The organism is Streptomyces sp. NPDC047043, assembly GCF_040644055.1.
Classification (GTDB): Bacteria; Actinomycetota; Actinomycetes; order Streptomycetales; family Streptomycetaceae; genus Streptomyces.
In genome coordinates, this window is record NZ_JBEYVO010000002.1 from 345,097 (window position 1) to 366,642 (window position 21,546).

General features: G+C 71.7%; 19 protein-coding genes. 8 read left to right on the plus strand and 11 right to left on the minus strand.

The features are described from left to right. The first annotated feature begins 116 nt into the window (after positions 1–116). Positions 117–581 carry a hypothetical protein gene (locus tag ABZ880_RS04655; RefSeq protein WP_361256783.1) on the plus strand — a complete coding sequence of 155 codons (465 nt, stop codon included), beginning with the start codon at positions 117–119 and terminating at the stop codon, positions 579–581. Between the two features lie 25 nt (positions 582–606). Here ABZ880_RS04655 and ABZ880_RS04660 read toward each other — a convergent pair whose 3' ends face one another. Beyond that, positions 607–1,911: a diacylglycerol kinase family protein gene (locus tag ABZ880_RS04660; RefSeq protein WP_361256786.1), complete on the minus strand. Its 1,305-nt coding sequence runs from the start codon at positions 1,909–1,911 to the stop codon at positions 607–609. 140 nt (positions 1,912–2,051) lie between these two features. On the opposite strand from ABZ880_RS04660, the gene ABZ880_RS04665 reads away from it, so the two are divergent. Beyond that, positions 2,052–3,455 carry a DUF2252 domain-containing protein gene (locus tag ABZ880_RS04665; protein ID WP_361256790.1) on the plus strand — a complete coding sequence of 468 codons (1,404 nt, stop codon included), beginning with the start codon at positions 2,052–2,054 and terminating at the stop codon, positions 3,453–3,455. On the opposite strand, the gene ABZ880_RS04670 is transcribed toward ABZ880_RS04665, so the two are convergent. Then, complete coding sequence (locus ABZ880_RS04670) at positions 3,447–4,253, minus strand: YhjD/YihY/BrkB family envelope integrity protein (RefSeq protein WP_361256793.1); 807 nt, start codon at positions 4,251–4,253, stop codon at positions 3,447–3,449. The two genes, ABZ880_RS04665 and ABZ880_RS04670, sit on opposite strands and share 9 nt — an antisense overlap. A gap of 159 nt (positions 4,254–4,412) precedes the next feature. Here ABZ880_RS04670 and ABZ880_RS04675 point away from each other — a divergent pair, with 159 nt between their 5' ends. Then, complete coding sequence (locus ABZ880_RS04675; protein WP_361257101.1) at positions 4,413–4,946, plus strand: gamma carbonic anhydrase family protein; 534 nt, start codon at positions 4,413–4,415, stop codon at positions 4,944–4,946. Between the two features lie 3 nt (positions 4,947–4,949). On the opposite strand, the gene ABZ880_RS04680 is transcribed toward ABZ880_RS04675, so the two are convergent. From ABZ880_RS04680 to ABZ880_RS04695, 4 genes are all read right to left on the minus strand, one after another. Continuing rightward, positions 4,950–5,600 carry a DedA family protein gene (locus ABZ880_RS04680; RefSeq protein WP_361256796.1) on the minus strand — a complete coding sequence of 217 codons (651 nt, stop codon included), beginning with the start codon at positions 5,598–5,600 and terminating at the stop codon, positions 4,950–4,952. Between the two features lie 95 nt (positions 5,601–5,695). Further along, the gene (locus ABZ880_RS04685; RefSeq protein WP_361256798.1) at positions 5,696–7,255 is read right to left on the minus strand and encodes a carboxylesterase family protein; all 1,560 of its coding nucleotides are present in this window, start codon (positions 7,253–7,255) and stop codon (positions 5,696–5,698) included. Next, entirely contained in the window at positions 7,252–9,717 is a 2,466-nt protein-coding gene (locus ABZ880_RS04690) for a glycoside hydrolase family 3 N-terminal domain-containing protein (RefSeq protein ID WP_361256801.1), read from the minus strand. Before ABZ880_RS04690 ends, ABZ880_RS04685 begins: the two co-directional genes overlap by 4 nt. Before the next feature lie 258 nt (positions 9,718–9,975). Beyond that, positions 9,976–11,829 (minus strand): ricin-type beta-trefoil lectin domain protein, encoded by a 1,854-nt coding sequence (locus ABZ880_RS04695; protein WP_361256804.1) that lies wholly within the window; start codon positions 11,827–11,829, stop codon positions 9,976–9,978. Between the two features lie 361 nt (positions 11,830–12,190). Between ABZ880_RS04695 and galU the strand changes: the two genes are divergently transcribed. Continuing rightward, positions 12,191–13,141, plus strand: a complete 951-nt coding sequence (gene galU / locus ABZ880_RS04700) for a UTP--glucose-1-phosphate uridylyltransferase GalU (RefSeq protein WP_361256807.1) — start codon at positions 12,191–12,193, stop codon at positions 13,139–13,141. Between the two features lie 70 nt (positions 13,142–13,211). On the opposite strand, the gene ABZ880_RS04705 is transcribed toward galU, so the two are convergent. Next, entirely contained in the window at positions 13,212–13,649 is a 438-nt protein-coding gene (locus ABZ880_RS04705; protein WP_361257104.1) for a DUF4442 domain-containing protein, read from the minus strand. 98 nt (positions 13,650–13,747) lie between these two features. On the opposite strand from ABZ880_RS04705, the gene ABZ880_RS04710 reads away from it, so the two are divergent. Further along, positions 13,748–14,680, plus strand: coding sequence for a hypothetical protein (locus ABZ880_RS04710; protein WP_361256810.1), 933 nt, complete (start codon positions 13,748–13,750; stop codon positions 14,678–14,680). A 66-nt stretch (positions 14,681–14,746) separates the two neighbouring features. Continuing rightward, positions 14,747–15,784 carry a hypothetical protein gene (locus ABZ880_RS04715; RefSeq protein WP_361256813.1) on the plus strand — a complete coding sequence of 346 codons (1,038 nt, stop codon included), beginning with the start codon at positions 14,747–14,749 and terminating at the stop codon, positions 15,782–15,784. 65 nt (positions 15,785–15,849) lie between these two features. On the opposite strand, the gene ABZ880_RS04720 is transcribed toward ABZ880_RS04715, so the two are convergent. From ABZ880_RS04720 to ABZ880_RS04730, 3 genes are all read right to left on the minus strand, one after another. After that, complete coding sequence (locus ABZ880_RS04720) at positions 15,850–16,695, minus strand: fused MFS/spermidine synthase (RefSeq protein ID WP_361256816.1); 846 nt, start codon at positions 16,693–16,695, stop codon at positions 15,850–15,852. A gap of 97 nt (positions 16,696–16,792) precedes the next feature. Further along, entirely contained in the window at positions 16,793–17,962 is a 1,170-nt protein-coding gene (tuf, locus tag ABZ880_RS04725; protein WP_361256819.1) for an elongation factor Tu, read from the minus strand. Positions 17,963–18,221: 259 nt separating this feature from the next. Beyond that, complete coding sequence (locus ABZ880_RS04730; RefSeq protein ID WP_361256822.1) at positions 18,222–18,944, minus strand: DNA alkylation repair protein; 723 nt, start codon at positions 18,942–18,944, stop codon at positions 18,222–18,224. Positions 18,945–18,993: 49 nt separating this feature from the next. Here ABZ880_RS04730 and ABZ880_RS04735 point away from each other — a divergent pair, with 49 nt between their 5' ends. Further along, complete coding sequence (locus ABZ880_RS04735; protein ID WP_361256825.1) at positions 18,994–19,767, plus strand: TVP38/TMEM64 family protein; 774 nt, start codon at positions 18,994–18,996, stop codon at positions 19,765–19,767. 4 nt (positions 19,768–19,771) lie between these two features. Here ABZ880_RS04735 and ABZ880_RS04740 read toward each other — a convergent pair whose 3' ends face one another. Then, positions 19,772–20,941 carry a thiolase family protein gene (locus ABZ880_RS04740; RefSeq protein ID WP_361256828.1) on the minus strand — a complete coding sequence of 390 codons (1,170 nt, stop codon included), beginning with the start codon at positions 20,939–20,941 and terminating at the stop codon, positions 19,772–19,774. Between the two features lie 117 nt (positions 20,942–21,058). Between ABZ880_RS04740 and ABZ880_RS04745 the strand changes: the two genes are divergently transcribed. Beyond that, the gene (locus ABZ880_RS04745; RefSeq protein ID WP_361256830.1) at positions 21,059–21,529 is read left to right on the plus strand and encodes a helix-turn-helix domain-containing protein; all 471 of its coding nucleotides are present in this window, start codon (positions 21,059–21,061) and stop codon (positions 21,527–21,529) included. Positions 21,530–21,546: the final 17 nt, after the last annotated feature.

Sequence of the window (21,546 nt, forward strand, 5' to 3'; positions counted from 1 at the left end):
GGGTGACGGCGACGGCGAACGGCGCCCGGGCGCCTGCCCGGAGTCATCCACCGCGGGTGAACCCCCGCCGCCTCGTCCGCGGGATGCTCCTGGCTCCCGAGGAGGAGGTGTCCGACATGGCGGAGCAGACATCGGCAGGGCAGACACAGTACGGCGGCGCACCGGCGCCGCAGCCGCGGATCACACCCCTCATGCTCGGCGGAGTCGTGTTCGCCGCGTGCATGATGGGCATCATCGGCCTGTACCACGCGGTTGTCGGCCTGGCCGCCCTCATCGACGACGACTTCTACCAGCAGATACGCAACTACCCGTACGAGTACAACGTCCGCGCCTGGGGATGGCTCCACCTGGGCTCCGGCATCGTCGTCTTCGCCGCCGCCTGCACGCTCTTCTCCGGCAAGCTGTGGGCGCGCGTCGTCGGGATCGTCGTGGCGTCGCTGAGCGCGCTGGAGAACTTCTTCTTCGCGCCGTACTACGCGGTCTGGTCGGTGATCATCATCGGGCTGGACGTGCTGGTGATCTGGTCCCTCGCCACCTACGGCCGTGCCCAGGCCCACAAGGCCTACGGCGCCCCGATGTAGGTCCGCCGCCGCAGGACGGGGCCGTTCAGGACGTCCGGGCCAGACCGAGCCGGACGAGGCGGCGCCAGTTCAGCGGCGGCAGTGCCGCGCGCATCCCCGGGCGGTGGCGCGGCACCAGTACCCGCAGCGCCCGTGGCCGTATCTCGCAGCGGACGGGCACCGGCAGCATCAGTGCCTCGCCGTCGACGCCGGCCGGGATGGAGGGCCGGTCGGCGTCTACGACCACCTCCGGCGCCGTCGCCGTGGTCAGCCCGGCGGCTCGTCCGCCGACCATCAGCCCGGCGGCCTGCGCGGCGCTGTTCACGTCGACGCCGACGGCGCCCAGCTCGCCGCCGTCGAGGCGGGCACGGCGGCCCAGGCCCGCGATGTCGCCGGTGCCGTAGGGGTTGTTGCTGACCAACAGGGCCTGTGGCGTGGTGAACGTCGTCTCCCCGGCGCGGGCGGTCAGCCGTGCGCCCTCGTGGCCCATCAGCAGGTCCGGCAGGAGTTCCAGGGTGGTGCGGGCCTTGTCGTCCCGGTAGGCGGGGCTCTGCACGACCGCGGCGTAGGCGCCGAAGGACACGTTGTTGACGAAGGTGCGGCCGCCCGCGCGACCGAGGTCGACGCGCAGTTCCACGCCGTCGCCCAGCGCGTCCAGCGCCTTGGACGGGTCGTCGCGGTCCAGGCCCAGGTCGAGGGCGAAGTGGTTGCGGGTGCCGGCCGGGATCACCAGGAAGGGCAGGTCGAGCGAGGCGGCAACATCGGCGACCAGGGCCTGGGTGCCGTCCCCGCCGGCGACGCCGAGCAGATCGGCGCCCTCGGCCGCGGCCTTGCGCGCGAGCTCGGCGACATCGGTCTCGCCGGGCCCTTCCAGGAGCCGTACCTGAGCGCCGAGGGCCTCGGCCTTCTCCCGCAGTCCGAAGCGCTCGACCTTTCCGCCGCCCGAGCGCGGGTTCATGATCAGTACGGCGTGGCGGGCCGGCACGGCCGGCCGCTCCGGCATGGGCACGTCGGCGTCGGACCGGCGAAGAGCACGCCGCCCCGCGCCGACCGCCAGCAGCCACAGCGCGGCGGACACGGCGACGACCCACGCCAGATTCGCGCTGGTGTACTGCACCAGCACCCACACCGGTGCGGCGACGGCCAGCAGCAGGGCGAGCAGGCGCGTCACGCGCCGCCTGGTCAGCACCCACCAGATGGCCGCGGCGGTGATCGCCGTGCCGGCCAGTCCGACGCCGACCAGGGCGATGGTCCGCAGTCCGGCGAAGGCGGCCAGGACCAGGACCGACGCCGTGGCAGCCGCCAGCGACGCACGTGCCAGCCACCGCTGCCGGGACGTCGTGGATTCCATGACCACACCATCGCTCCCGGCCCGCCGGAGCGCATCACCCTCGACAGGCGAACCCGGCCGCCCGCCTGCATCACACCCCCAGGGTGACGGCGCGGCTGCCGCTCCGAGCGACAGTCGTACCGGCAGGAAGGGAGCCCGCCATGACCGGAACCAGGCGCATGCATCTCACCCCGCAGGAGCGGGCGGCCCGCGGCCGGGCGGCCCGGACCCTCGTACCGCCCGACAGCCACGCGGAGTTCACGCCCGCCACGGACCGGCCGGACCCCGTCGCCATGGTCGAACAACAGTCCGCGGGCCGGCTCACGGACCTCGTGCCGATCCGCTACGGCCGGATGATGGAGTCGCCGTTCCGCTTCTACCGCGGCGCGGCCGGCGTCATGGCCGCCGACCTGGCCGGCACGCCCTCCAGCGGCTTCACGGCCCAGCTGTGCGGGGACGCGCACATGCTGAACTTCCGGCTGCTCGCCTCCCCCGAGCGGCATCTGATGTTCGACGTGAACGACTTCGACGAGACCCTGCCGGGCCCCTGGGAGTGGGACGTCAAACGTCTGTCGGCGAGCCTCGTCATCGCCGGCCGGGCCAACGACTTCAGCACGAAGGAACGGGCGGGCGTGGTCCGGGAGACGGTGCGCTCGTACCGGGAGTGGATGGACACCTTCGCCGGCCGGCGCAACATCGACGTGTGGTACACGCGGATCGACGCGGACGAGTTGTTCGCCGCGCTCTCCGGCGAACTGGGCCGCGGCGAACAGCGCCGCGTGAGCCGCACGCTCGCCAAGGCGCGCAGCCGCGACCATCTGCACGCCTTCGAGAAGCTCACCCACGTGGTCAAGGGCGAACGGCGCATCGCCCCCGACCCGCCCCTGGTGGTACCGCTGGAGGACCTCCTCCCCGGCGTCGAGCGGGAGCAACTGGAGCAGCAGCTGCGCGAGCTGATCGACCGCTACGGCCACACCCTGCCCTCGGACCGGCGGGCGCTGCTGCACCAGTACCGGGTGGTGGACATGGCCCGCAAGGTGGTCGGTGTGGGCAGCGTGGGCACCCGCTGCTGGATCATCCTGCTGCTCGGCCGGGACGACCAGGACCCGCTGCTGCTGCAGGCGAAGGAGGCAGGGGAGTCCGTGCTCGCCGAGTTCACGGCCCCGAGCGAGTACGCGAACCAGGGCGAGCGGGTCGTCGCGGGCCAGCGCCTGATGCAGGCGACCAGCGACATGTTCCTCGGCTGGGAGCGGGTGGAGGGCCTGGACGGCAGGCAGCGCGACTTCTACGTCCGCCAGCTGCGCGACTGGAAGGCCATACCGCAGGCCGACACCATGTCACCGGACGTGATGCGGCTGTTCGGCCGGCTGTGCGGGGCGAACCTGGCCCGCGCCCACGCCCGCTCCGGCGACCGCATCGCCATCGCCGCCTACCTGGGCGACACGGACGTCTTCGACCGCGCGGTCACGGCCTTCGCCGAGCTGTACGCCGACCGCAACGAGCAGGACCACCGGGCGCTGACGGAGGCGGTGCGCGACGGCCGGGTCACCGCGGTGTCAGCCTGAGGGCGGCGGCGTGAGTCCCAGCCGCCGCGCGACCAGGTCGTCATGGGCGATCACGTATCCCACCGCGATGCCCACGACCACGGTCGCGAAGAACAGAATCAGCCAGGACAGCAGGGTGAAGACGGAGCCGAGCGGCCCGTACCGCTCGACGCTCAGCCGCAGGGAATGCGGCAGCCACAGCCCGGAGACGACCGAGAGCAGGACGACGCCGAAGCCGGTGAGCAGGGCGCCGGGCAGCAGGGGCAGCCAGCCGACCCGCCCGACCAGCAGCAGATGCTGGGTCCACCACCACAGCAGACACGAAGCGAGCAACTGCAGCGGCACGCCCAGCACGGGCCCCGCACCGAAGCCGTCGCGCAGCGTTCCCTGGAGCAGCAGAGCCGCGATCCACACGACCAGCCACGCAGCCCAGCGCCAGAGCACACTGCGCAGCCCGGAGCGCGGCAGATGCCAGGAGCGCTCGCACAGCCGCTGCAGTGCCCGGCTGAAGGCCGTGGCCGACACCAGCGCCAGCAGGACACCGACCGCACCCCAGGTCTCCCGCGCCTGGTCGCCGCCCGTATAGACCTCGTCGACCTGGGCGAGAACCGGACCCGAGGTACCGAGCAGCATCCGCAGCGTGCGCCGGAACTCGTCCCGGACCGCTTGCGGGGAAAACGAGGCGATCGCGAAGAGCAGGGGCAGTGCGGTCAGGAAGGCCTGCGCCGCGAGCCGGGTCGCCATGTCCAGCAGCCCCACACTCACCAGCTGACGGCCGATGCGGCCCACCAGAGGGCGGGCGAGACCCGGGAACGCCATGGCCGTGCCCCCCTCGGACCACCGAAGACTGTCGGCCGATCACTCTCTCCCCGACCCGGCCGCCGTACTTCACCCGCAATGGGTGAGGCGCGCCCCGCCGCGCTCCACCGGCCGTTCATCGCCTACGGTGCGTCCTGTACCGGCGACGAGGAGAGGGCAATGGGGCACAAGGCGTTGATCACGGGCATCGGCGGCAGAGAACCGAGGATCGACTCGGAGGCGTTCGTGGCACCGACGGCGTCGGTGATCGGCGACGTGACGCTGGAGGCGGGGGCGAGTCTCTGGTATGGCGCCGTCGCACGCGGCGACGTCGAGCGGATCTCCGTGGGCGCCCGGAGCAACATCCAGGACAACTGCACCCTGCACGCCGACCCCGGCTTCCCTGTCACCATCGGCGAGCGCGTCTCCGTGGGCCACAACGCCGTGGTGCACGGCGCCACGGTCGAGGACGACTGCCTGATCGGCATGGGCGCGACGGTGCTGAACGGCGCGGTGATCGGGGCGGGGTCCCTCGTCGCCGCGCAGGCTCTGGTGCCGCAGGGGATGCAGGTGCCGCCCGGGTCACTGGTGGCGGGGGTGCCGGCGAAGGTGAAGCGGGAACTGACGCCCGAGGAACGCGAGGGTGTCACGCTGAACGGCACGCTGTACGCGGACCTGGCGAAGGCACACCACGAGGTGCACGAGAAGCCGTAGGACTCAGTCGACGGCCGGGACGGGCTCCGCCTCGGCCGCTTCCCTCTCGGCCGTCGCCTTCTTCGCCTTGCGCCTGATGACCAGCATCGACGTCAGGCCGATCAGGACCGCCACCGCCAGGCCCAGGTACGAGAACCTCTTCAGCCAGTCCTCGGCGACGACACCGACGTAGTAGATGACGGCCGTGGTGCCGCCCGCCCAGCAGATGCCGCCGAGGACGTTGGCGATCAGGAACTTCCAGTACGGCATGTGGAGCACGCCCGCGAGCGGCCCGGCGAAGATGCGCAGGAGGGCGACGAAGCGGCCGAAGAAGACCGCCCACATGCCCCACTTCTCGAAGGAGCGCTCGGCGGTGGCGACATGTCCCTCGCTGAAGTGCCTCGGGAACTTCCTGCCCAGCCAGGCCAGCAGCGGGCGGCCGCCCTTGCGGCCGATCGCGTAGCCGATGGAGTCGCCGACGACGGCACCGGCGGTCGCGCACACGCCGAGGAGGACCGGGTTGATGCCGGAGTGCTGGGAAGCCATGAGCGCCGCCGAGACCAGGACGATCTCGCCCGGCAGCGGGATGCCCAGGCTCTCCAGACCGATGACCAGTCCCACCACCGCGTAGACGGCTGCCGCGGGCACCGTGTCGAGCCACTCCTGGACGTGCAACGCCGGCTCCTCCCGTTTCGTGACCCTCTGTGACTGCGTCCGGGGGTGTTCCCGGCGTGCGCCGCACGGGGGCGCACGCCGGGAAGCCTACCGGGTCAGCCCGCGGAGGCCGCGTCCCACAGATCGCACTGGTGCTCCCGGTGGACGGAGGTGCTCAAGGCGTTCCCGCCCTTGGACGCGGTCTTCAGGGAGAGGATCACGCCCGGACCGGCGGGCATAGTGGGCTGCCCCGCGGCCCGCGGCACACCGTCCCGTACGAAGGATCCCCAGTACTGGACCATCTGCCGGGACAGTGCCTTCTGCTCGGCGTCGAACGGGGATTCCAGACCGAAGTGCTTGAAGAGGTACTGGATCTCGTTCACGTGCGTCGCGCCGAAGTCGAAGTCGGTGTGCAGGTTGCGCAGGGAGGCGAAGGGCGGTGAGGTGCGGTCGGCGAACTCGTACGAGTAGACCGGGCCGCGGGCCGCGAGCAGCCCGTCGAGCCGCAGCGCCGAGCAGCTGAACAGCACGTCGCCCAGCGCGGTGGCGTACGCGATGGTCGGCGTCGGGTAGTCGGCGAGCGGATAGCGCTGCAGCGCCTGCTCGCCGAAGTCGTTCCGCATGACCTCGGGATACTGCTCGGCGGTGAGCGGCGTGCCGTTCAGATCGAAGTTGGCGAAGGCGAACAGCCGCCCCTCGTCCTTGTTCGAGCCGTTGATCACCGGCACCCGGGACGCCGTCCCGTCGGCGATGGCCTGCTCGGGCTGCACCGGCAGGAAGGCGCCGCCGGTCACGGGGCCCCAGTCGAAGTCGCCCTGGGCCTCGAGGACTTCGCGGGCGGACTTGCCGCGCAGGCAGGCAACGGTCGTGCAGCCGAGCTTCTTGGCGAAGTCGGCTCCCTGCGCCACCGCGTCCTGATGGGTACGGGCGCCGCAGTCGTCGTAGGCGCCGCTCTCGATGATGCCCGCCCGGAACAGGCCCTTGGCCGTCGGCGAGGCCAGCTGGGTGCAGACCGAGCGGCCGCCCGCCGACTCGCCCGCGATGGTGACGCGGGCCGGATCGCCGCCGAAGCGGCCGATGTTGGCGCGCACCCAGCGCAGCGCGGCCTGCTGGTCGAGCATGCCGAAGTTGCCGGAGACCTTGTCGCGCGTCTCACCGTCGAGACCCGCCGTGGCGAGGAAACCCATCGCACCCAGGCGGTAGTTGACGGTCACGACGACCGTCCCGGTCTGCCGCGCGAAGGTGTCCGGTACGACGTCCTGACCGGCGCCGGCGGTGAGCCCGCCGCCGTGGAACCAGACCAGGACCGACCGCTTGGCGGAGCCCTCGGGGACGTAGACGTTGAGGTCGAGGCAGTCCTCGGTGTACGACGGCTGGTCGTAGCCGGGGTCCCAACTCGACGTCTGTACGCACTTGTTGCCGAAGTCCCGCGTATCCCGGACCCCTTGCCAGGGCCGCACGGTCCGCGGCTCGCGCCAGCGGAGCGTGCCGACCGGTGGCTGGGCGTACGGGATGCCGAGGAACTGCCGTCCCTCGGCGGTGGTTTCGCCGCGCACGAGTCCCGCGTCGGTGCGGACGACCGGGTCGCCACCCGATGGCGCGGCCTGCGCCGCCGGGAGGGGCGCGACGAGTGCCGCCGCGAGGGCCGCCAGGCCGATGGCGATGCGCCGTATCACGTGCCCACCTCCACGCTGGTACGCAACCGCAGATCACGCGAGGACGCTCCGACCCAAACCGTGCGACGGCCGGTCCCGAGCACCCAATCGTGACGCTTCGGGTCCCATGAGGACAATGTGCGTGCAGCGACTTCCACGGCGATCCGCCGCCGCTCGCCCGCACGCAGCACCACCCGCCCGTAGCCGCCCAACACCCTTACCGCCTGGTCGAGTCGGAGCTCCGGCGACGGTCCGACGTACACCTGCGGCACGTCCACGCCCTCGCGCCGGCCGGTGTTGCGGACGGTGAAGGACACCTCCAGTCCGCGCCTCGTCCGGCGCGCACGGAGGTCCGCGTAGGAGAAGGAGGTGTACGACAGCCCGAATCCGAAGGGGAACAAGGGCCGTACGCCCTCGGCGTCGTACCAGCGGTAGCCGGCGTGGATGCCCTCCGAGTACTCCTCGACGCCGTCGGTGCCCGGGTAGCGGCGGGGGTCACCGGCGACGGGGTGGTGCGCGTCGTCGGCCGGGAAGGACTGGGTGAGGCGGCCGCCGGGGTCGCTGTCGCCGAACAGGACGACGGCGGTGGCGGCCGCGCCCTCCTGGCCCGGGTAGTACATCTGGAGCACGGCGCCGGTGCGCCGCAGCCAGGGCATCGACGTCGAGGACGAGGTGTTGAGGACGACCGTGGTGCGCGGGTTGGCCGCCGTCACGGCCTCGATCAGCTTCGTCTGGTTGCCGGGGAGCGCGACGGTCGTGCGGTCGAGGCCCTCGGTGGCGTCCTCGTAGGCGAACACGACGACGTCACGGGCGGCGCGCGCAACCTTCGCGGCTTCGGCGACGTCCTGTGCCCGGGTGGCGCCGGTGATGCGGCGCAGCCGGAACAGCTGTCCGGCGTCCCCGCCCTGCGCGGTGATCTGCAGTCTGTGGGCGCCCTTGGTGAGGCCGAGCGTCTTGCGGCGGACGGACAGGCCGTCGGGGTCGGCGGAGACCAGGCCGCCCGAGAAGTACTCGCCGTAGCCGGGGGCGAGCGGGAAGAGGTCCTCGCCGTCGAGCAGGACCTTGGGGCGCAGGGTGGGGGCGGCGGAGTAGTGGATGACGAAGGTCCACTCGTCGGCCTCGGAGGCGGTGAGCGTGCCGTCGTAGGTCCAGGTCTTTCCCGCGCCGACCTGGACGCCCTCGCTGTCGAGGGCCGGGCTGAGCGCCGATGCCGGGATCGCCTTGCCGAAGAGGTCCTCGCCGAGTGCGTAAGTGACCTTTCCCGCACGGGACTTGATGGCGTCGAGCGGGCTGTCGGCGCGGTCGGGGACGACGTGCGCGCTGCCGCCGCCGCTGACGAAGGGCAGGGTGCCGGTCGGGCCGATCACCGCGACGGTGCCGCCGGGGGCCAGCGGGAGGGTGCGGTGCTCGTTGCGCAGCAGGGTCGCGCCTGCCTTGGCGACCTCCAGGGCGACGGCCGCGCCCGCCGGTGCGTCGCGCTCCGGGCGCGGTGGCGCGCTGCCGTCGAGGAGGCCGAAGCGGTCCATGACGGCGAGGACGCGGCGCACGGCCCGGTCGACGTGGTGCTCGGGCACGCTGCGGTTCTTGACGGCCGTCTTGAGCGCCGTACCGAAGTACGTGCCGTCGGGCATCTCCATGTCGAGGCCCGCGGCGATGGCCTTGACCGTGCTGTGCGCGGCGAACCAGTCGGTCATCACCCAGCCCGCGAAGCCCCACTGCTCGCGCAGGACGTCCGTGAGCAGCGTCTTGTTCTCGCAGGAGAACGTGCCGTTGACCTTGTTGTAGGCACCCATCACGGCGCCGGCGCCGGCGCCGACGGCCGCCTCAAAACCGCGCAACTCCAGCTCGTGCATGGTCTGTTCGTCGACCCGCACGTCGATGGAGTCGCGGTCCTTCTCCTGGTTGTTCATCGCGAAGTGCTTGACGGTGGCGATGAGGTGCTCGCCCTGGATGCCGCCGATCTCCGCGGCGACCATGTCGGACGCCAGCAGCGGATCCTCGCTGAACGTCTCGAAGTTGCGGCCCGCGTACGGGGTGCGGATGAGGTTGACCATCGGGGAGAGCAGCACGTCCTGGCCGAGTGCGCGGCCCTCGCGCCCGATGACCTGCCCGTAGCGGCGGGCAAGGTCCGGGTCGAAGGCGGAGGCCAGCAGGACGGGGGCGGGCAGGGCGGTGGCGTGCTGGGTGACGCGGACGCCGGCCGGGCCGTCGGCGAGGCGGAGCGGGGGGATGCCGAGGCGAGCGACCCCGGGGATGTAGCCGGCCTGGCCGAGCGAGTCGGGGTCGGTGGCGCCGTGCAGGAGGGAGATCTTCTCGTCGAGGGTGAGCTTGCCGATGAGGCCTTCGACGCGGGGGCCGGCCCCCGCCTCGGGTCTGTCCAGCGCGTGTGCGGGAGGGGTGAGACCGCTGGTGGCCGCCGCGGCGACCGCGATCGCGCCGCCCAGCAGACGCAGCGCGGATCTCCTGGAGACAGTGTCGGTCATGAGCCGTCACTCCTTCGGTGTGCGGGCACGACGTTGTGAACCGCCGCACGCCCCGGTGACCCGGCTCTGCGTTCGGCATGTGAACGCATTGAGCGTCAGTACCGACCTGACACCCCGTCGGACACCACGGCGCGGCGGGAAAACTATGACCGGAGGTGACTCGTGTCAATGATGCGAACAAGAAACGGTTCGAATGCCGACAAGAAACGAAGACGGGCCCATCCCGGTGCGGGATGGGCCCGTCGGGGCGGGTCCGCTTCAGCGCGGGGCGGGCCCGAGGGCGGTGGTGACCGCGTCCAGTACGTGCGCCGGCCGCGTGCGGACCACGTCGAGCGGGACCGGTAGCGGGGTGGGCGCCGGGGAGGGCGCGGTCTCGCTGTCGACCGGGGCGAACCGCTCCTCGTACGGCCCCTCGTGCCGCTCCCCCTCGGGCTTCTGCTGCGGAGCCCGGCCGCCGGGCGGCGGTTTCGGCGCGCCACTGGAAGTGCCGGGAGAATTGGGCGAGTCGGGCGAGTCGGGGATGTTCGGGGCTTGCAGGGCTGGTGGGCGACCGCCCTTCTGCGCTTCGCCCTTCTTCTCCGTGAGACCCGCGCCGTCCTCGACCTCGAGCATCCACCGCTGGGCGGCGGATCCGTCCCGTTCGGCCACCGTGACGCCCTTGCCCTTCCCGGGCGCGACCAGCAGCCCCTTGCCGCCGCGCAGCAGGAGTTCGCCGCGGACCGTGAGGTCGTAGCGGACCTCGCCCGCGTGCACGACGCAGCCGGCCAGGACCACCGAGCGCCGGCCGGCGTCGGAGGCCAGGCACAGGGTGGGGTCGGCGCCGCTGCGCAGCAGCCCGTCGTCCTGGTACGACCACTGCTGGGACACGGCGGACGAGCATGCCGCCAGCACGGCCGCGGCGCGGGACTCGACCCGGCCGCCGTCGACGTCGAGGCAGAGCCCGGCGGAGGCGTTGCGGAGCCTGCCGCGGCCGACCTCGACGGGCTGTCCCGCGGAGGCGGCCGACGGCGACCCCGCCGACGAGGTGTCGTTCGCGGACGTCGACGGGCGAAGGGTGCTGCTGCTCTGCGCCCCCCAGGTGGCGTGCGGGTCGGGGACACCGTTGTCGTCGGACCAGCTCCTGGTGGCGAGAACGGTGGCGAGCAGCGCGAGGGTCGTCACGCCGATGCCCACGGCCACGGCCTTGGTGTGCCTGCGCGACACGGCGGGACGGTGCCGTCCGCCGCCCCCGGAGCGCGCGCCGGCACCCCAGGGCCGTTTGCCGCCGCGTCCGGCCGGCGTCGTGCGGTCCCCGCCGCGGCCGGGGCGGGAGTCGAGATAGCGCCGGGCACCCCAGCCGAGCACGGTCTCGGCGAGGAGTTCCTCCAGCCCGCCCTCGAAATGGCTGAGCTGTTCCGCGGCGTGACGGCAGTAGCGGCACTCCGTCAGATGCTGCTGGACATCGGGCAGCAGGGCGCCGCCCCGGCGTATCGGGACGTCGAGGAGACGGTTGTAGAAGCGGCATTCCTTGCCGGGCGCGAGTTCCCGGTGGGCGCGTACACAGCCCGTCCGGAATTGCTCGCGCGCCTGCTCGAGGGCCGCGGACGCGGTGGGCACGTCCACCCCCAACAGACCAGCCGGTACGGTTATGGGTTCGGCCTCGACCTCCACATGCCAGAGCAGGCATTGCGAAGCACCCGGAAGGGCCCGGAATGCCCGCTCGGCGAGCTGTCGCCTTTCGGGCGTCACGGACCGTGCGGCACGCAGTCCGCGACCGCCGGTCGGTTTGCGGAGTTCCGGCAGGAGAGCGGAAATACCGTCGTCCGCGGCCCACTCCTTGACCGTCTCCCGTACGACCGTGAGCAGTTGCGGACGCAGCGCACCGCCGGCCGGCCTCCCGAGCACCCGGTGGAACGCCGCGGCGCCCGCCATCGACGCCGGACTCTCCCCGGAGACAAGGCATATGACTGCGTAGTCGTACGTCGCCTGCCAGTGCCGCGCCAGCAGCAGAGCGCCCGCCCGGGCGCCCTCGACGCCCGGGCCCAGCTGTGCGACCAGATTGCGGTCGGACTCCGCCGGCCCCGATCCGGGCCGCGGCGGGTACGGCGGGCGTGGGGGGTAAGGGGATTGCACTGAACCATTTCCTTCCAAGCCGCAGGACGACAAACGGAATGCATGCGTCCACCGGAAAGCAGGTGCCTGATTGGTGCATACCTATGCGCGTCGGGTACCGGGACCGCTATAGGGCCGCTCACTTTCGCACAATTGACGCACAGGAAACAAGGAGTTCGAGTGACCCAAGTTCAAAACGCGGTAACTTCAGATAAGTTACCGGCGGTACCCGCACCCTCATTCGAAATAACCGGCGCATGAACGCCAACTTGTGTGCGCCGAAAGGCAGTTGGCACACGAAATCTCCACCGCGTGCGGACGCACAGCGAGCTCCGAAGTTTCTCTCGGGAAGCTCTCATACCGGTACGCCAGCATGGGCCGCATGATCGCCCCCCACGCTTCGAGCGCCCCCGCCACCGCCCGCACGGTCACCAAGGCCGTCGTCCCGGCCGCCGGACTCGGCACCCGCTTCCTGCCCGCGACCAAGGCCACTCCCAAGGAGATGCTGCCGGTCGTGGACAAGCCGGCCATCCAGTACGTCGTCGAGGAGGCGGCCGCGGCCGGCCTGGACGACGTGCTGATGGTCACCGGCCGGCACAAGCGGGCCATCGAGGACCACTTCGACAACGCCTTCGAGCTGGAGCAGGCCCTGGCCGCCAAGGGAGACGCGGTACGTCTGGACGCCGTGCGCGACCCGGCCCGGCTGGCCAACATCCACCACATCCGCCAGGGCGAGCCCCTCGGCCTCGGACACGCGGTGCTGTGCGCCCGCCGGCACGTCGGCGACCAGCCCTTCGCGGTCCTGCTCGGCGACGACCTGATCGACCCGCGAGAGACGCTGCTCAGCCGGATGCTCGACGTCCGGGACCAGTACTCCGGCAGCGTCGTGGCCCTGATGGAGGTCCCGCCGGAGCAGATCCACCTCTACGGCTGCGCGGCCGTGGAGGCGACCGGCGAGGACGACGTGGTGCGGGTCACGGGCCTGGTGGAGAAGCCGTCGCGCGAGAACGCCCCCAGCGCCTACGCCGTCATCGGCCGCTACGTCCTCGACCCGGCCGTCTTCGACACCCTGGAGCGCACCCCGCCCGGCCGCGGCGGCGAGATCCAGCTGACCGACGCGCTCCAGGAACTCGCCGCGGGCGGCACGGTGCACGGGGTCGTCTTCGACGGCCTGCGCTACGACACCGGCGACAAGGCCGACTATCTGCGCACGGTGGTCCGCCTGGCCTGCGACCGCGACGACCTGGGCCCCGAATTCGTGGCCTGGCTCAAGGAGTTCGTGGCGGGACTGGAGGGCGAAACGGTGACCGGCCGGAGGCAGCTCGCGGCCTGAGCACACGGCGATGCACGCCGAGGGCCCGGGTCACGTCTCGGGTGACCCGGGCCCTCGGCGGCAGCGGCTCTCAGCCGTTCGGGCGGAGCGTCCAGACGACCGTCATCTCGCCGGTCACGGCACCGTCCCCGCGGCGGATCTCGATCATCACCGGGAACTCGGGGCGACCCCCGGCGTCCAGCTCGGCGACGACCTCGGCGGCCGGGCGGCCGAGGACCGCGGTGGCGGTGACGACTCCCATCGCGAGCTTCTTGTACGCGATCTCGGCGCTCACCGCGAGCGGCACCGCACGCGCGAGCTGTTCCCCGAACGCGGCCAGCACGACCGTCCCGCTGGCGGTCTCCCCGAGCGTGAACATCGCTCCGGCGTGCGGCCCGCCCACGTGGTTGTGGTACTCGCCCTGGTCCGGCAGGGCCACGACCGCCTTCTCCGGCGTGGTCTCCAGGAACTCCAGGTTCAGGGTCCGGGCCATCGGCACGGTGGCGGCGAGCATCTCGCCGATCGACATCTGGTCTGCGCTCATGACGGCAAGGTTACCCGCGAGTAGCCTCGGCTGGCCAGAGCCGCTCCCGGCGCCGTTCGATGATCGTCGTATCCTTACGGCCCATGTGGCCAGGAGAGCAGTCGCCCGGGGGCCGGCCCGATCAGCAGCAGGACGCCAATCCGTACCGGCAGCCCGGATACCAGCAGCCCAACCCGTACCAGCAGCAGCCGTGGCAGGCCCCGACCGCTCCGGCGCTGCCCGAGACGCGTGGTGCGGGGCGCCGTACGAAGGTGGTCGCTCTTGTCGCGGCCACGGTGGTCGTGGTGACCGCCGCCGTGACCGGAGCCGTCCTGCTGACCGGCGGCAGCGACGACCGGGCGGATCCCGATCCGACTGGTTCGGCGAGTCCGCAGGCTTCCGGCAGCGGGAACCCGCGGGCGTCCGACGGCACGAAACCGACCATCGCCGGCTGGAAGGTCGTGGCCAACCCACAGCTGGGTGTCCTCTTCGACGTTCCGGCCGACTGGGCGCCCCAGTCGCCGAGTTGGGTCTCGTACGTCTCGGAGAACGACGATCCCGACGACACGCCCCTGGTCGCCATGAAGGCACCCGCGGTCCTCAAGCAGCAGTGGTGCGGGGCCGACGACGACAAGGACGGCAAGGTCGACTACACGTCCCTGGCGAGCGCGGGCACCCGGCGGAACAACGGCGCGAAGAACACCGCTGAGATCGCCCGCGCGGACTCGGCGACCTGGGTCTACGGCAGCTACACCCAGCCGGACCACAAGAAGGTCACGACCGGACCCGTCACCTCCTTCACCACGGCCTCCGGACTCACCGGCAGCGTCGCCACGTCCCGGTCGTCGGGTGTGAAGAAACTGCACAAGTGCGCCTCGGACGGAAAGGCGACGACCTTCGCCTTCAAGAACGCCGCGGGCGATCTGGCGTCCTGGTCGTTCGTGGGCGCAAGGGGCGTGGGCGAGGAGGTCCCGGACGCCACGGTCAGGAAGGTCCTGAGCACCGTACGGCTCTACACACCCCCCGAGGACTCCTGATTCGCTACGGCCCTGACGAACCGCAGTGACCGAATCGTGTCCCCGGCGGCACTAGGGTGACTGCACATGTGGCCAGGACAGCAGCCGCCCGGGGGCGAGCAGAACGCGCAGGGGCAGAACCCCCAGGCGCCGAACAACCCGTACCAGCAGCCGGGATACCAGCAGCCGAATCCGTATCAGCAGCCCGGATTCCAGCAGCAGCCCAACTCCTATGCGCAGCAGCCGCAGTGGGGCCCGCCGGATCCGGCCGGGGCGCCGCAGCCGCCGAGCGGCGGTGGCGGCAACAGAACGAAACTGGTCGCGATCGTGGCGGCCACGGCCGTGGTCGTGGCCGCCGGCGTCACCGGCTTCCTGGTGCTCGGGGGCGACAAGGACGACAAGGCGGACGGTGGTTCGGGCAAGAAGGTGCGCCAGTCGCCCTCCGCGTCGGTGAGCCCGAGCGACTCCGCGTCGGCGGCGGACGACAACCCGCGCGGCGGCGACACCGCGAAGGCGACCATCGCCGGCTGGAAGGTCGTGGTGAACCCCAAGTGGGGCACCGCCTTCGACGTACCGGCCGACTGGGAGGTCGACTCCCCCGGCACGCTGATCGGCTTCGAGGACAAGAGCAAGGACGCCGGCAGCAAGCCGCTGATCACGATGTCGGCACCGGCGTACTACAAGTCCAAGTGGTGCACGTCCGACGACGACAAGGACGGCAAGACGGACGACACCGCGCTCGCCGCGGTGGGTACCAAGGGCGCGGACGGCGCGAAGAACACCGACGAGGTCGCCGTGAACCAGGTGCCGTGGTGGGTCTTCGGCGGGTACACGCAGCCGGACAAGAAGAGCATCACCTTCGACAAGACGGCCAAGAAGTTCACGACGACCTCCGGCATCTCGGGCAGTTACGCCTGGGCCCGGTCGAAGAACAGCCCGGAGATCGGCAAGTCGAAGTGCGCCAGCGACGGCAAGGCCATCTCGTTCGGCTTCAAGAACTCGGCCGGGGACTTCGTGGCCTGGAACCTCTACGCCGCGACCGGCGTCAAGGGCGAGGTCCCCGACACGACCATCCTGAAGATCATGAGCACGGTGCGGCTGTCGGGCGAGGATCCGACGGGGTGAGCGGCAACCGGTAAGCGGGGACGGTCAGTTGGAGATGCCGCTCGCGGCGTCCCTGTGCGTGCGGTTCACCCGATGCCGAACGCCCCGTCGGGGGGCTCGGGTGACGGTACGGCGTCCTCGTCCCGTACCGGTCGGGCGCCGCGGGTGAACTCCCGGATGCCCGGCCCGTATTCGACCCGGGCCGGGAAGGCGTCGCCCGCCGTGAGGCGGGCCAGGGCCACCGCGTCCAGGGGATGGTGCGCGGCGGCGAGCACCGCGTTGCCGAAGCGGCGGCCGCGCAGGACGGCCGGTTCGGCGATCAGCACGAGCTCCTCGAACACCGCCGCGAAGGTGGCGAGTTGGGAGCGGAGGAAGGCGAAGGGCGCGGCGTCGGCGAGGTTGGCCAGATAGACGCCCGTGTGGCGCAGTACGCGGTCGGCCTCGCGGGCGTAGGCGAGGGTGGTGAGGTGCGCCGGGACGCGGGAGCCGCCGAAGACGTCGGCGACGAGCACGTCCGCGGAGTGTGCGGGGGCGGATTCCAGCCAGGCGCGGGCGTCGGCGGTGTGCAGGGTGATGGCGGCGCCGTCCGGCAGCGGCAGGTGCTCCACGACCAGCTCCAGCAGGGCCCGGTCCGCCTCGACGACGTCCTGCCGGGAGCCGGGCCGGGTCGCCGCCAGGTACCGGGGCAGGGTGAGCGCGCCCCCGCCGAGGTGCAGCACGTCCAGTGGACTCCCCGGCTCCGCGACGATGTCCAGTACATGCCCGAGCCGCCGCGCGTACTCGAACTCCAGGTGCTCCGGCTCGTCCAGATCCACGTACGACTGCGGCGCCCCGTCGACGGTCAGCAGCCAGGCCCGCTTCCGGTCGACGTCGGGCATCAGCTTGGCGGTGCCGTGGTCGACGGTCCTGGTCACGGGTATGGGTTCGGTCACAGCTTCATTGTGGGCCCCTGCAGTGCCCCGAAGGCGCGCGGGGAACCGCGCGGCCGGCCACAGCCGGCCGGCAGTCCCCCGCACACTTCGGCCGCCCTCACACGAGGGCTGTCACGGTCCCGGCTCCGACGGTCCGTCCGCCCTCACGAATGGCGAACCCGAGCCCGGGCTCCAGAGGAACCTCACGCCCCAGCTCGACGGTCATGGTGACCGTCTCCCCGGGCCGCGCGACCGCCACCGCGCCGAGGTCGACGTCACCGACCACGTCCGCGGTCCGGATGTAGAACTGCGGGCGGTACCCCGTCGACACCGGTGTCGTACGCCCGCCCTCGCGCGTCGACAGCACGTACACCCGCGCGGAGAAGCGGCGACTGGGCGCCACACTGCCCGGCGCGGCCACCACATGCCCGCGCCGCACCGCGTCCCGGGGAACGCCTCGCAGCAGCAGCGCCACGTTGTCGCCGGCCTGCGCCTCCTCCATGGGCTTGCCGAAGGTCTCCAGGCCGGTGACGACGGTCTCCAGCCCGGCGCCGAGCACTTCGATCCGGTCGCCCACGCGGACGACACCGCGCTCGACCGCGCCCGTGACCACCGTCCCCCGGCCGGTGATCGTGAGCACGTTCTCGACCGGCAACAGGAACGGCGCGTCCAAGTACCGCTCGGGCATGGGCACATACGTGTCCACCGCGTCGAGCAGCGCCTCGATGGACGCCGTCCACCGCGGGTCGCCCTCCAGCGCCTTGAGCCCCGAGACCCGTACGACGGGTACGGAGTCGCCGCCGTAACCCTGCGCGGTGAGCAGCTCGCGGACCTCCAGCTCGACGAGGTCGGTGAGCTCCTCGTCGCCCGCGTCGGCCTTGTTGAGCGCGACGACGATGTGGTCGACGCCCACCTGCCGGGCGAGCAGCACGTGTTCGGCGGTCTGCGGCATGATCCCGTCGACCGCGGAGACGACGAGGATCGCCCCGTCGAGCTGCGCGGCACCGGTGACCATGTTCTTGACGTAGTCGGCGTGGCCCGGCATGTCCACGTGCGCGTAGTGGCGGGTGTCGGTCTCGTACTCGACGTGCGCGATGTTGATGGTGATGCCGCGCGCGGCCTCCTCCGGGGCGCGGTCGATGCGGTCGAACGGCACGAACGTGCCGGTGCCGCGCTCGGCCAGCACCTTGGTGATGGCGGCGGTCAGGGTGGTCTTGCCGTGGTCGACGTGACCCATGGTGCCGATGTTCAGATGTGGTTTGGTGCGCACGTAAGCCGTCTTGGGCATGGCGATACCTCGAAGCCTCTTCGTCAGGAGAGAGATGGGGACCCCAAGGACTCGCCGACCCTCCCCCTGCGGGGTCCGCCGGACGATCCGGAGAGGGTCAGCTTCGGGCGCCGTCGACTGCGGCGACGAGTACGGGAACGGCAGCCTTCGGGGCATCCGCGACCGCGGATGCTGCGAGGTGGAAGGCGTACCGGAACATGACGTCGATCATTGCCGACGCTTTGCCCGGCGTCGAATGGTTTTTCCCCCGGGGGCCGGTTCACGCCCCGATGTTCTTCAGCGCCTCCCGCACCGACAGCGGCGCGAACCGCCCACGCTCCCGCGCCAGGAACGCCCGTACGGCCTCGGGGTCGGTCTTGGCGTACTCGCGCAGACACCAGCCGATGGCCTTGCGGATGAAGAAGTCGGGGTGTGCGGACTGGCGCAGGCAGTAGCCGAAGAGGCGTTCGGTGTCGGTGCGTTCCTTGTAGCGCAGCTGGTGCAGCAGGGCGGTGCGGGCGACCCACAGGTCGTCGTCCACGATCCAGCGGTCCATGTCGGCCGTGAGCTTCGGGTCGGCCGTGACCAGGGCGCCCACCGTGTGCGCCGCGAGCGCGTCGACCGTGTCCCACCAGGAGACGGTGGTGACGAGGTGCCGGGCCACCGGGAGGAAGCCGGAGGAGCACGCGCGTGCGTGGCGGCGCAGATAGTCCACGGCGAAGTAGTGGTACTCGCGTTCGGGCAACTGCCAGCAGCGCAGGGCGATCGCGGTGCAGTCGACCTCGTCGGGGCGGGGCAGGCCCTCCACGACGGTGCGGGACAGGGCCCTGCGGACGGGTGTGGTCAGGCCCAGGAAGGGGGCCACGTCCTTCATGTACGCCCGCATGGGCGCGGCTCGCCCGGGGTCGGCCGCGGCGGCGTACGTGGCGGTGAGCCGCTCCAGCACGGTGTCGGCGAGTGTGCTGAACGGCACGTCCACGATGCCCGCATCTGTGACGCCCATGGGACGAACCATACGGCGATCACACACATTGGTCGGTTAGTGTCACCGGATGCTCGATGCCACCACCCGCTCTGGGGGCACCGCCACGGCCTCTCCCCGGGCCGCCGCCACGGAGCTCGCCGTCGCCGTACCCGTCCCGGCTCCACAGGGCCTCGGCGCGCGCTGCACGCGCGTGCTGCTCTCGCCGTGGTCGCGGTTGTCCCTGCTCGTCGTCCTGCTCGCGGCCGCCGCGAGCGCGGTGCTGCTCTTCGAGCCGCAGCGGCTGCTGGCGCACGGCTGGCCGCCGCAGCTCGGCGGAGCCGCGGCGGCCATGGTGTTCGCGGGGGCCTACGGACTGTGCACGGTCGCGTTCGTGCCGCGGCCGCTGCTGAACCTCGCCGGGGGCGCACTGTTCGGCTCCCAGATGGGCATAGGCACGGCCCTGGCGGGCACGGTGCTCGGGGCCGGAATCGCCTTCGGCCTGGGCCGGGTGCTCGGGCAGGACGCGCTGCGTCCGCTGCTGCGGGGCCGGCTGCTGAAGGCGGCGGACGGGCAGCTCAGCCGGCACGGCTTCCGCTCGATGATGGCGGCCCGGCTCTTCCCCGGGGTGCCGTTCTGGGCCGCGAACTACTGCGCCGCCGTCTCCCGCATGGGCTGGGTGCCCTTCCTGCTCGCGACGGCCCTCGGCTCGATCCCGAACACCGCCGCGTACGTCGTCGCCGGCGCCCGCGCCTCGTCGCCGACGTCCCCGGCCTTCCTGATCGCGATGGCCTGCATCGCCCTGCCGGCCCTGGTCGGCACGGTGGTGGCATGGCGCAAGCGGCACCACATCCGGGGCTGCTGACCGCCTACGCGGCTTCCAGGATCATCGCGTTGGCCAGTCCGCCCGCCTCGCACATCGTCTGCAGGGCGTAACGCGCTCCACGCGCGCGCATGGCGTGCACCAAGGTCGTGGTCAGCCGGGTGCCGCTCGCGCCGAGCGGGTGCCCGATGGCGATCGCGCCGCCGTGCACATTGACCTTGGCGAGATCGGCGCCGGTCTCCTGCTGCCAGGCCAGGACGACGCTGGAGAACGCCTCGTTGACCTCGAACAGGTCGATGTCGCCGAGGGTAAGACCGGCCCTGCGCAGCACCTTCTCGGTCGCCGGGATGACGCCGGTGAGCATCAGGAGCGGGTCGGAGCCGGTGACGGAGAAGCTGTGCAGCCGGGCGAGCGGGCGCAGCCCCAGCCGGGCGGCGGTCTCACTGGACGTGATCAGCACGGCGGAGGCGCCGTCGTTGACGGGGCTGGCATTGCCCGCGGTGACGTTCCACTCGATCTGCGGGAAGCGCTCGGCGAACGCCGGGTCGTGGTAGGCGGGCCGGAGTCCGGCCAGGACCTCGGTGGTGCTGTTCGGCCTTACGCACTCGTCGCGCGTGACACCCTCCAGGGGCGCGACCTCGGCGTCGAAGAGACCCTGCTGCCAGGCCGCGGCGGCCTTCCGATGCGACGCGACGGCGAAGGCGTCCATCTGCTCGCGGGTGATCGACCACTTGGCGGCGATCAGCTCGGCGCTGATGCCCTGCGGGACCAGGCCCTCCGGGTAGCGCTCGGCGACTCCGGGTCCGAAGGGGTCCTTGCCGGGCGGCACGTTCGACCACATCGGTACGCGGCTCATCGACTCGACACCACAGGCGACGACGAGGTCGTACGCCCCCGACATGACGCCCTGCGCCGCGAAGTGCACGGCCTGCTGGGAGGAGCCGCACTGGCGGTCCACCGTGGTCGCCGGGACCGAGTCGGGGAAGCCCGCCGACAGGACCGCGTAGCGGGTGGTGTTCATGGCCTGCTCGCCGACCTGGTCGACGGTGCCGCCGATGACGTCGTCGATCAGCGCCGGGTCGACGCCGGAGCGGTCGACGAGGGTGCGCAGGGTGTGGGCGAGGAGCTCGACGGGGTGGACGTGCGCGAGGGAGCCGTTCGGCTTGCCCTTGCCTATCGGGGTGCGTACGGCTTCGACGATCACTGCGTCACGCATGGTGCGGCCTCCACGACAACTGCCGGACAACTGCCAGGGACTACCGGTGAGTAGGAAATCCAAACTCACCATAACCGAGCGGGTTGGAAAATCAAACCCTCTCCTAGACTGGGCGTCATGGCCGCCACCAAAGACCCGCGCCCCTGTTCCATCGCCGACGCCCTGGCGCTCGTCGGCGAGAAGTACTCCCTGCTCGTCCTGCGGGAGGTGTGCCTGGGCAACGGCCGCTTCGACCAGCTGGTGCGCAACATCGGCGCCCCGCGCGACGTCCTGACCACCCGGCTGCGGCGGCTCGTGGACGCCGGGATCCTGACGAAGCGCGTCTACAGCGAGCGGCCGCAGCGCTTCGAATACCGGCCGACCCGTGCGGGGCTCGAACTGGAGCCGGTCCTGATGACCCTGATGGAGTGGGGCGACCGCCACCTGCGCAAGGACGGCGACCGCCCCATGGTGATCGAGCACATCTGCGGCAACGAACTGGTCCCCGTTGTCACCTGCCGGGCGTGCGGCGAGGCGGTGCGGCACGAGGACCTGACCGCCCACCCGCAGGCCACGGGCTGGACGGTGACGGGTCCGACAGCGGCCTGAGCATGGTCATGTTCAGG

Bases quoted from the DNA above. Each gene is read 5' to 3' on its own strand.
- ABZ880_RS04730 (WP_361256822.1), bottom strand. From the start codon at position 18,944: ATGGGCGTCACAGATGCGGGCATCGTGGACGTGCCGTTCAGCACACTC.
- galU (WP_361256807.1), top strand. From the start codon at position 12,191: ATGATCGCCCCCCACGCTTCGAGCGCCCCCGCCACCGCCCGCACGGTC.
- ABZ880_RS04715 (WP_361256813.1), top strand. From the start codon at position 14,747: ATGTGGCCAGGACAGCAGCCGCCCGGGGGCGAGCAGAACGCGCAGGGG.
- ABZ880_RS04745 (WP_361256830.1), top strand. From the start codon at position 21,059: ATGGCCGCCACCAAAGACCCGCGCCCCTGTTCCATCGCCGACGCCCTG.
- ABZ880_RS04740 (WP_361256828.1), bottom strand. From the start codon at position 20,941: ATGCGTGACGCAGTGATCGTCGAAGCCGTACGCACCCCGATAGGCAAG.
- ABZ880_RS04690 (WP_361256801.1), bottom strand. From the start codon at position 9,717: ATGACCGACACTGTCTCCAGGAGATCCGCGCTGCGTCTGCTGGGCGGC.
- ABZ880_RS04665 (WP_361256790.1), top strand. From the start codon at position 2,052: ATGACCGGAACCAGGCGCATGCATCTCACCCCGCAGGAGCGGGCGGCC.
- ABZ880_RS04705 (WP_361257104.1), bottom strand. From the start codon at position 13,649: ATGTCGATCGGCGAGATGCTCGCCGCCACCGTGCCGATGGCCCGGACC.
- ABZ880_RS04675 (WP_361257101.1), top strand. From the start codon at position 4,413: ATGGGGCACAAGGCGTTGATCACGGGCATCGGCGGCAGAGAACCGAGG.
- ABZ880_RS04670 (WP_361256793.1), bottom strand. From the start codon at position 4,253: ATGGCGTTCCCGGGTCTCGCCCGCCCTCTGGTGGGCCGCATCGGCCGT.
- ABZ880_RS04710 (WP_361256810.1), top strand. From the start codon at position 13,748: ATGTGGCCAGGAGAGCAGTCGCCCGGGGGCCGGCCCGATCAGCAGCAG.
- ABZ880_RS04655 (WP_361256783.1), top strand. From the start codon at position 117: ATGGCGGAGCAGACATCGGCAGGGCAGACACAGTACGGCGGCGCACCG.
- tuf (WP_361256819.1), bottom strand. From the start codon at position 17,962: ATGCCCAAGACGGCTTACGTGCGCACCAAACCACATCTGAACATCGGC.
- ABZ880_RS04735 (WP_361256825.1), top strand. From the start codon at position 18,994: ATGCTCGATGCCACCACCCGCTCTGGGGGCACCGCCACGGCCTCTCCC.
- ABZ880_RS04660 (WP_361256786.1), bottom strand. From the start codon at position 1,911: ATGGAATCCACGACGTCCCGGCAGCGGTGGCTGGCACGTGCGTCGCTG.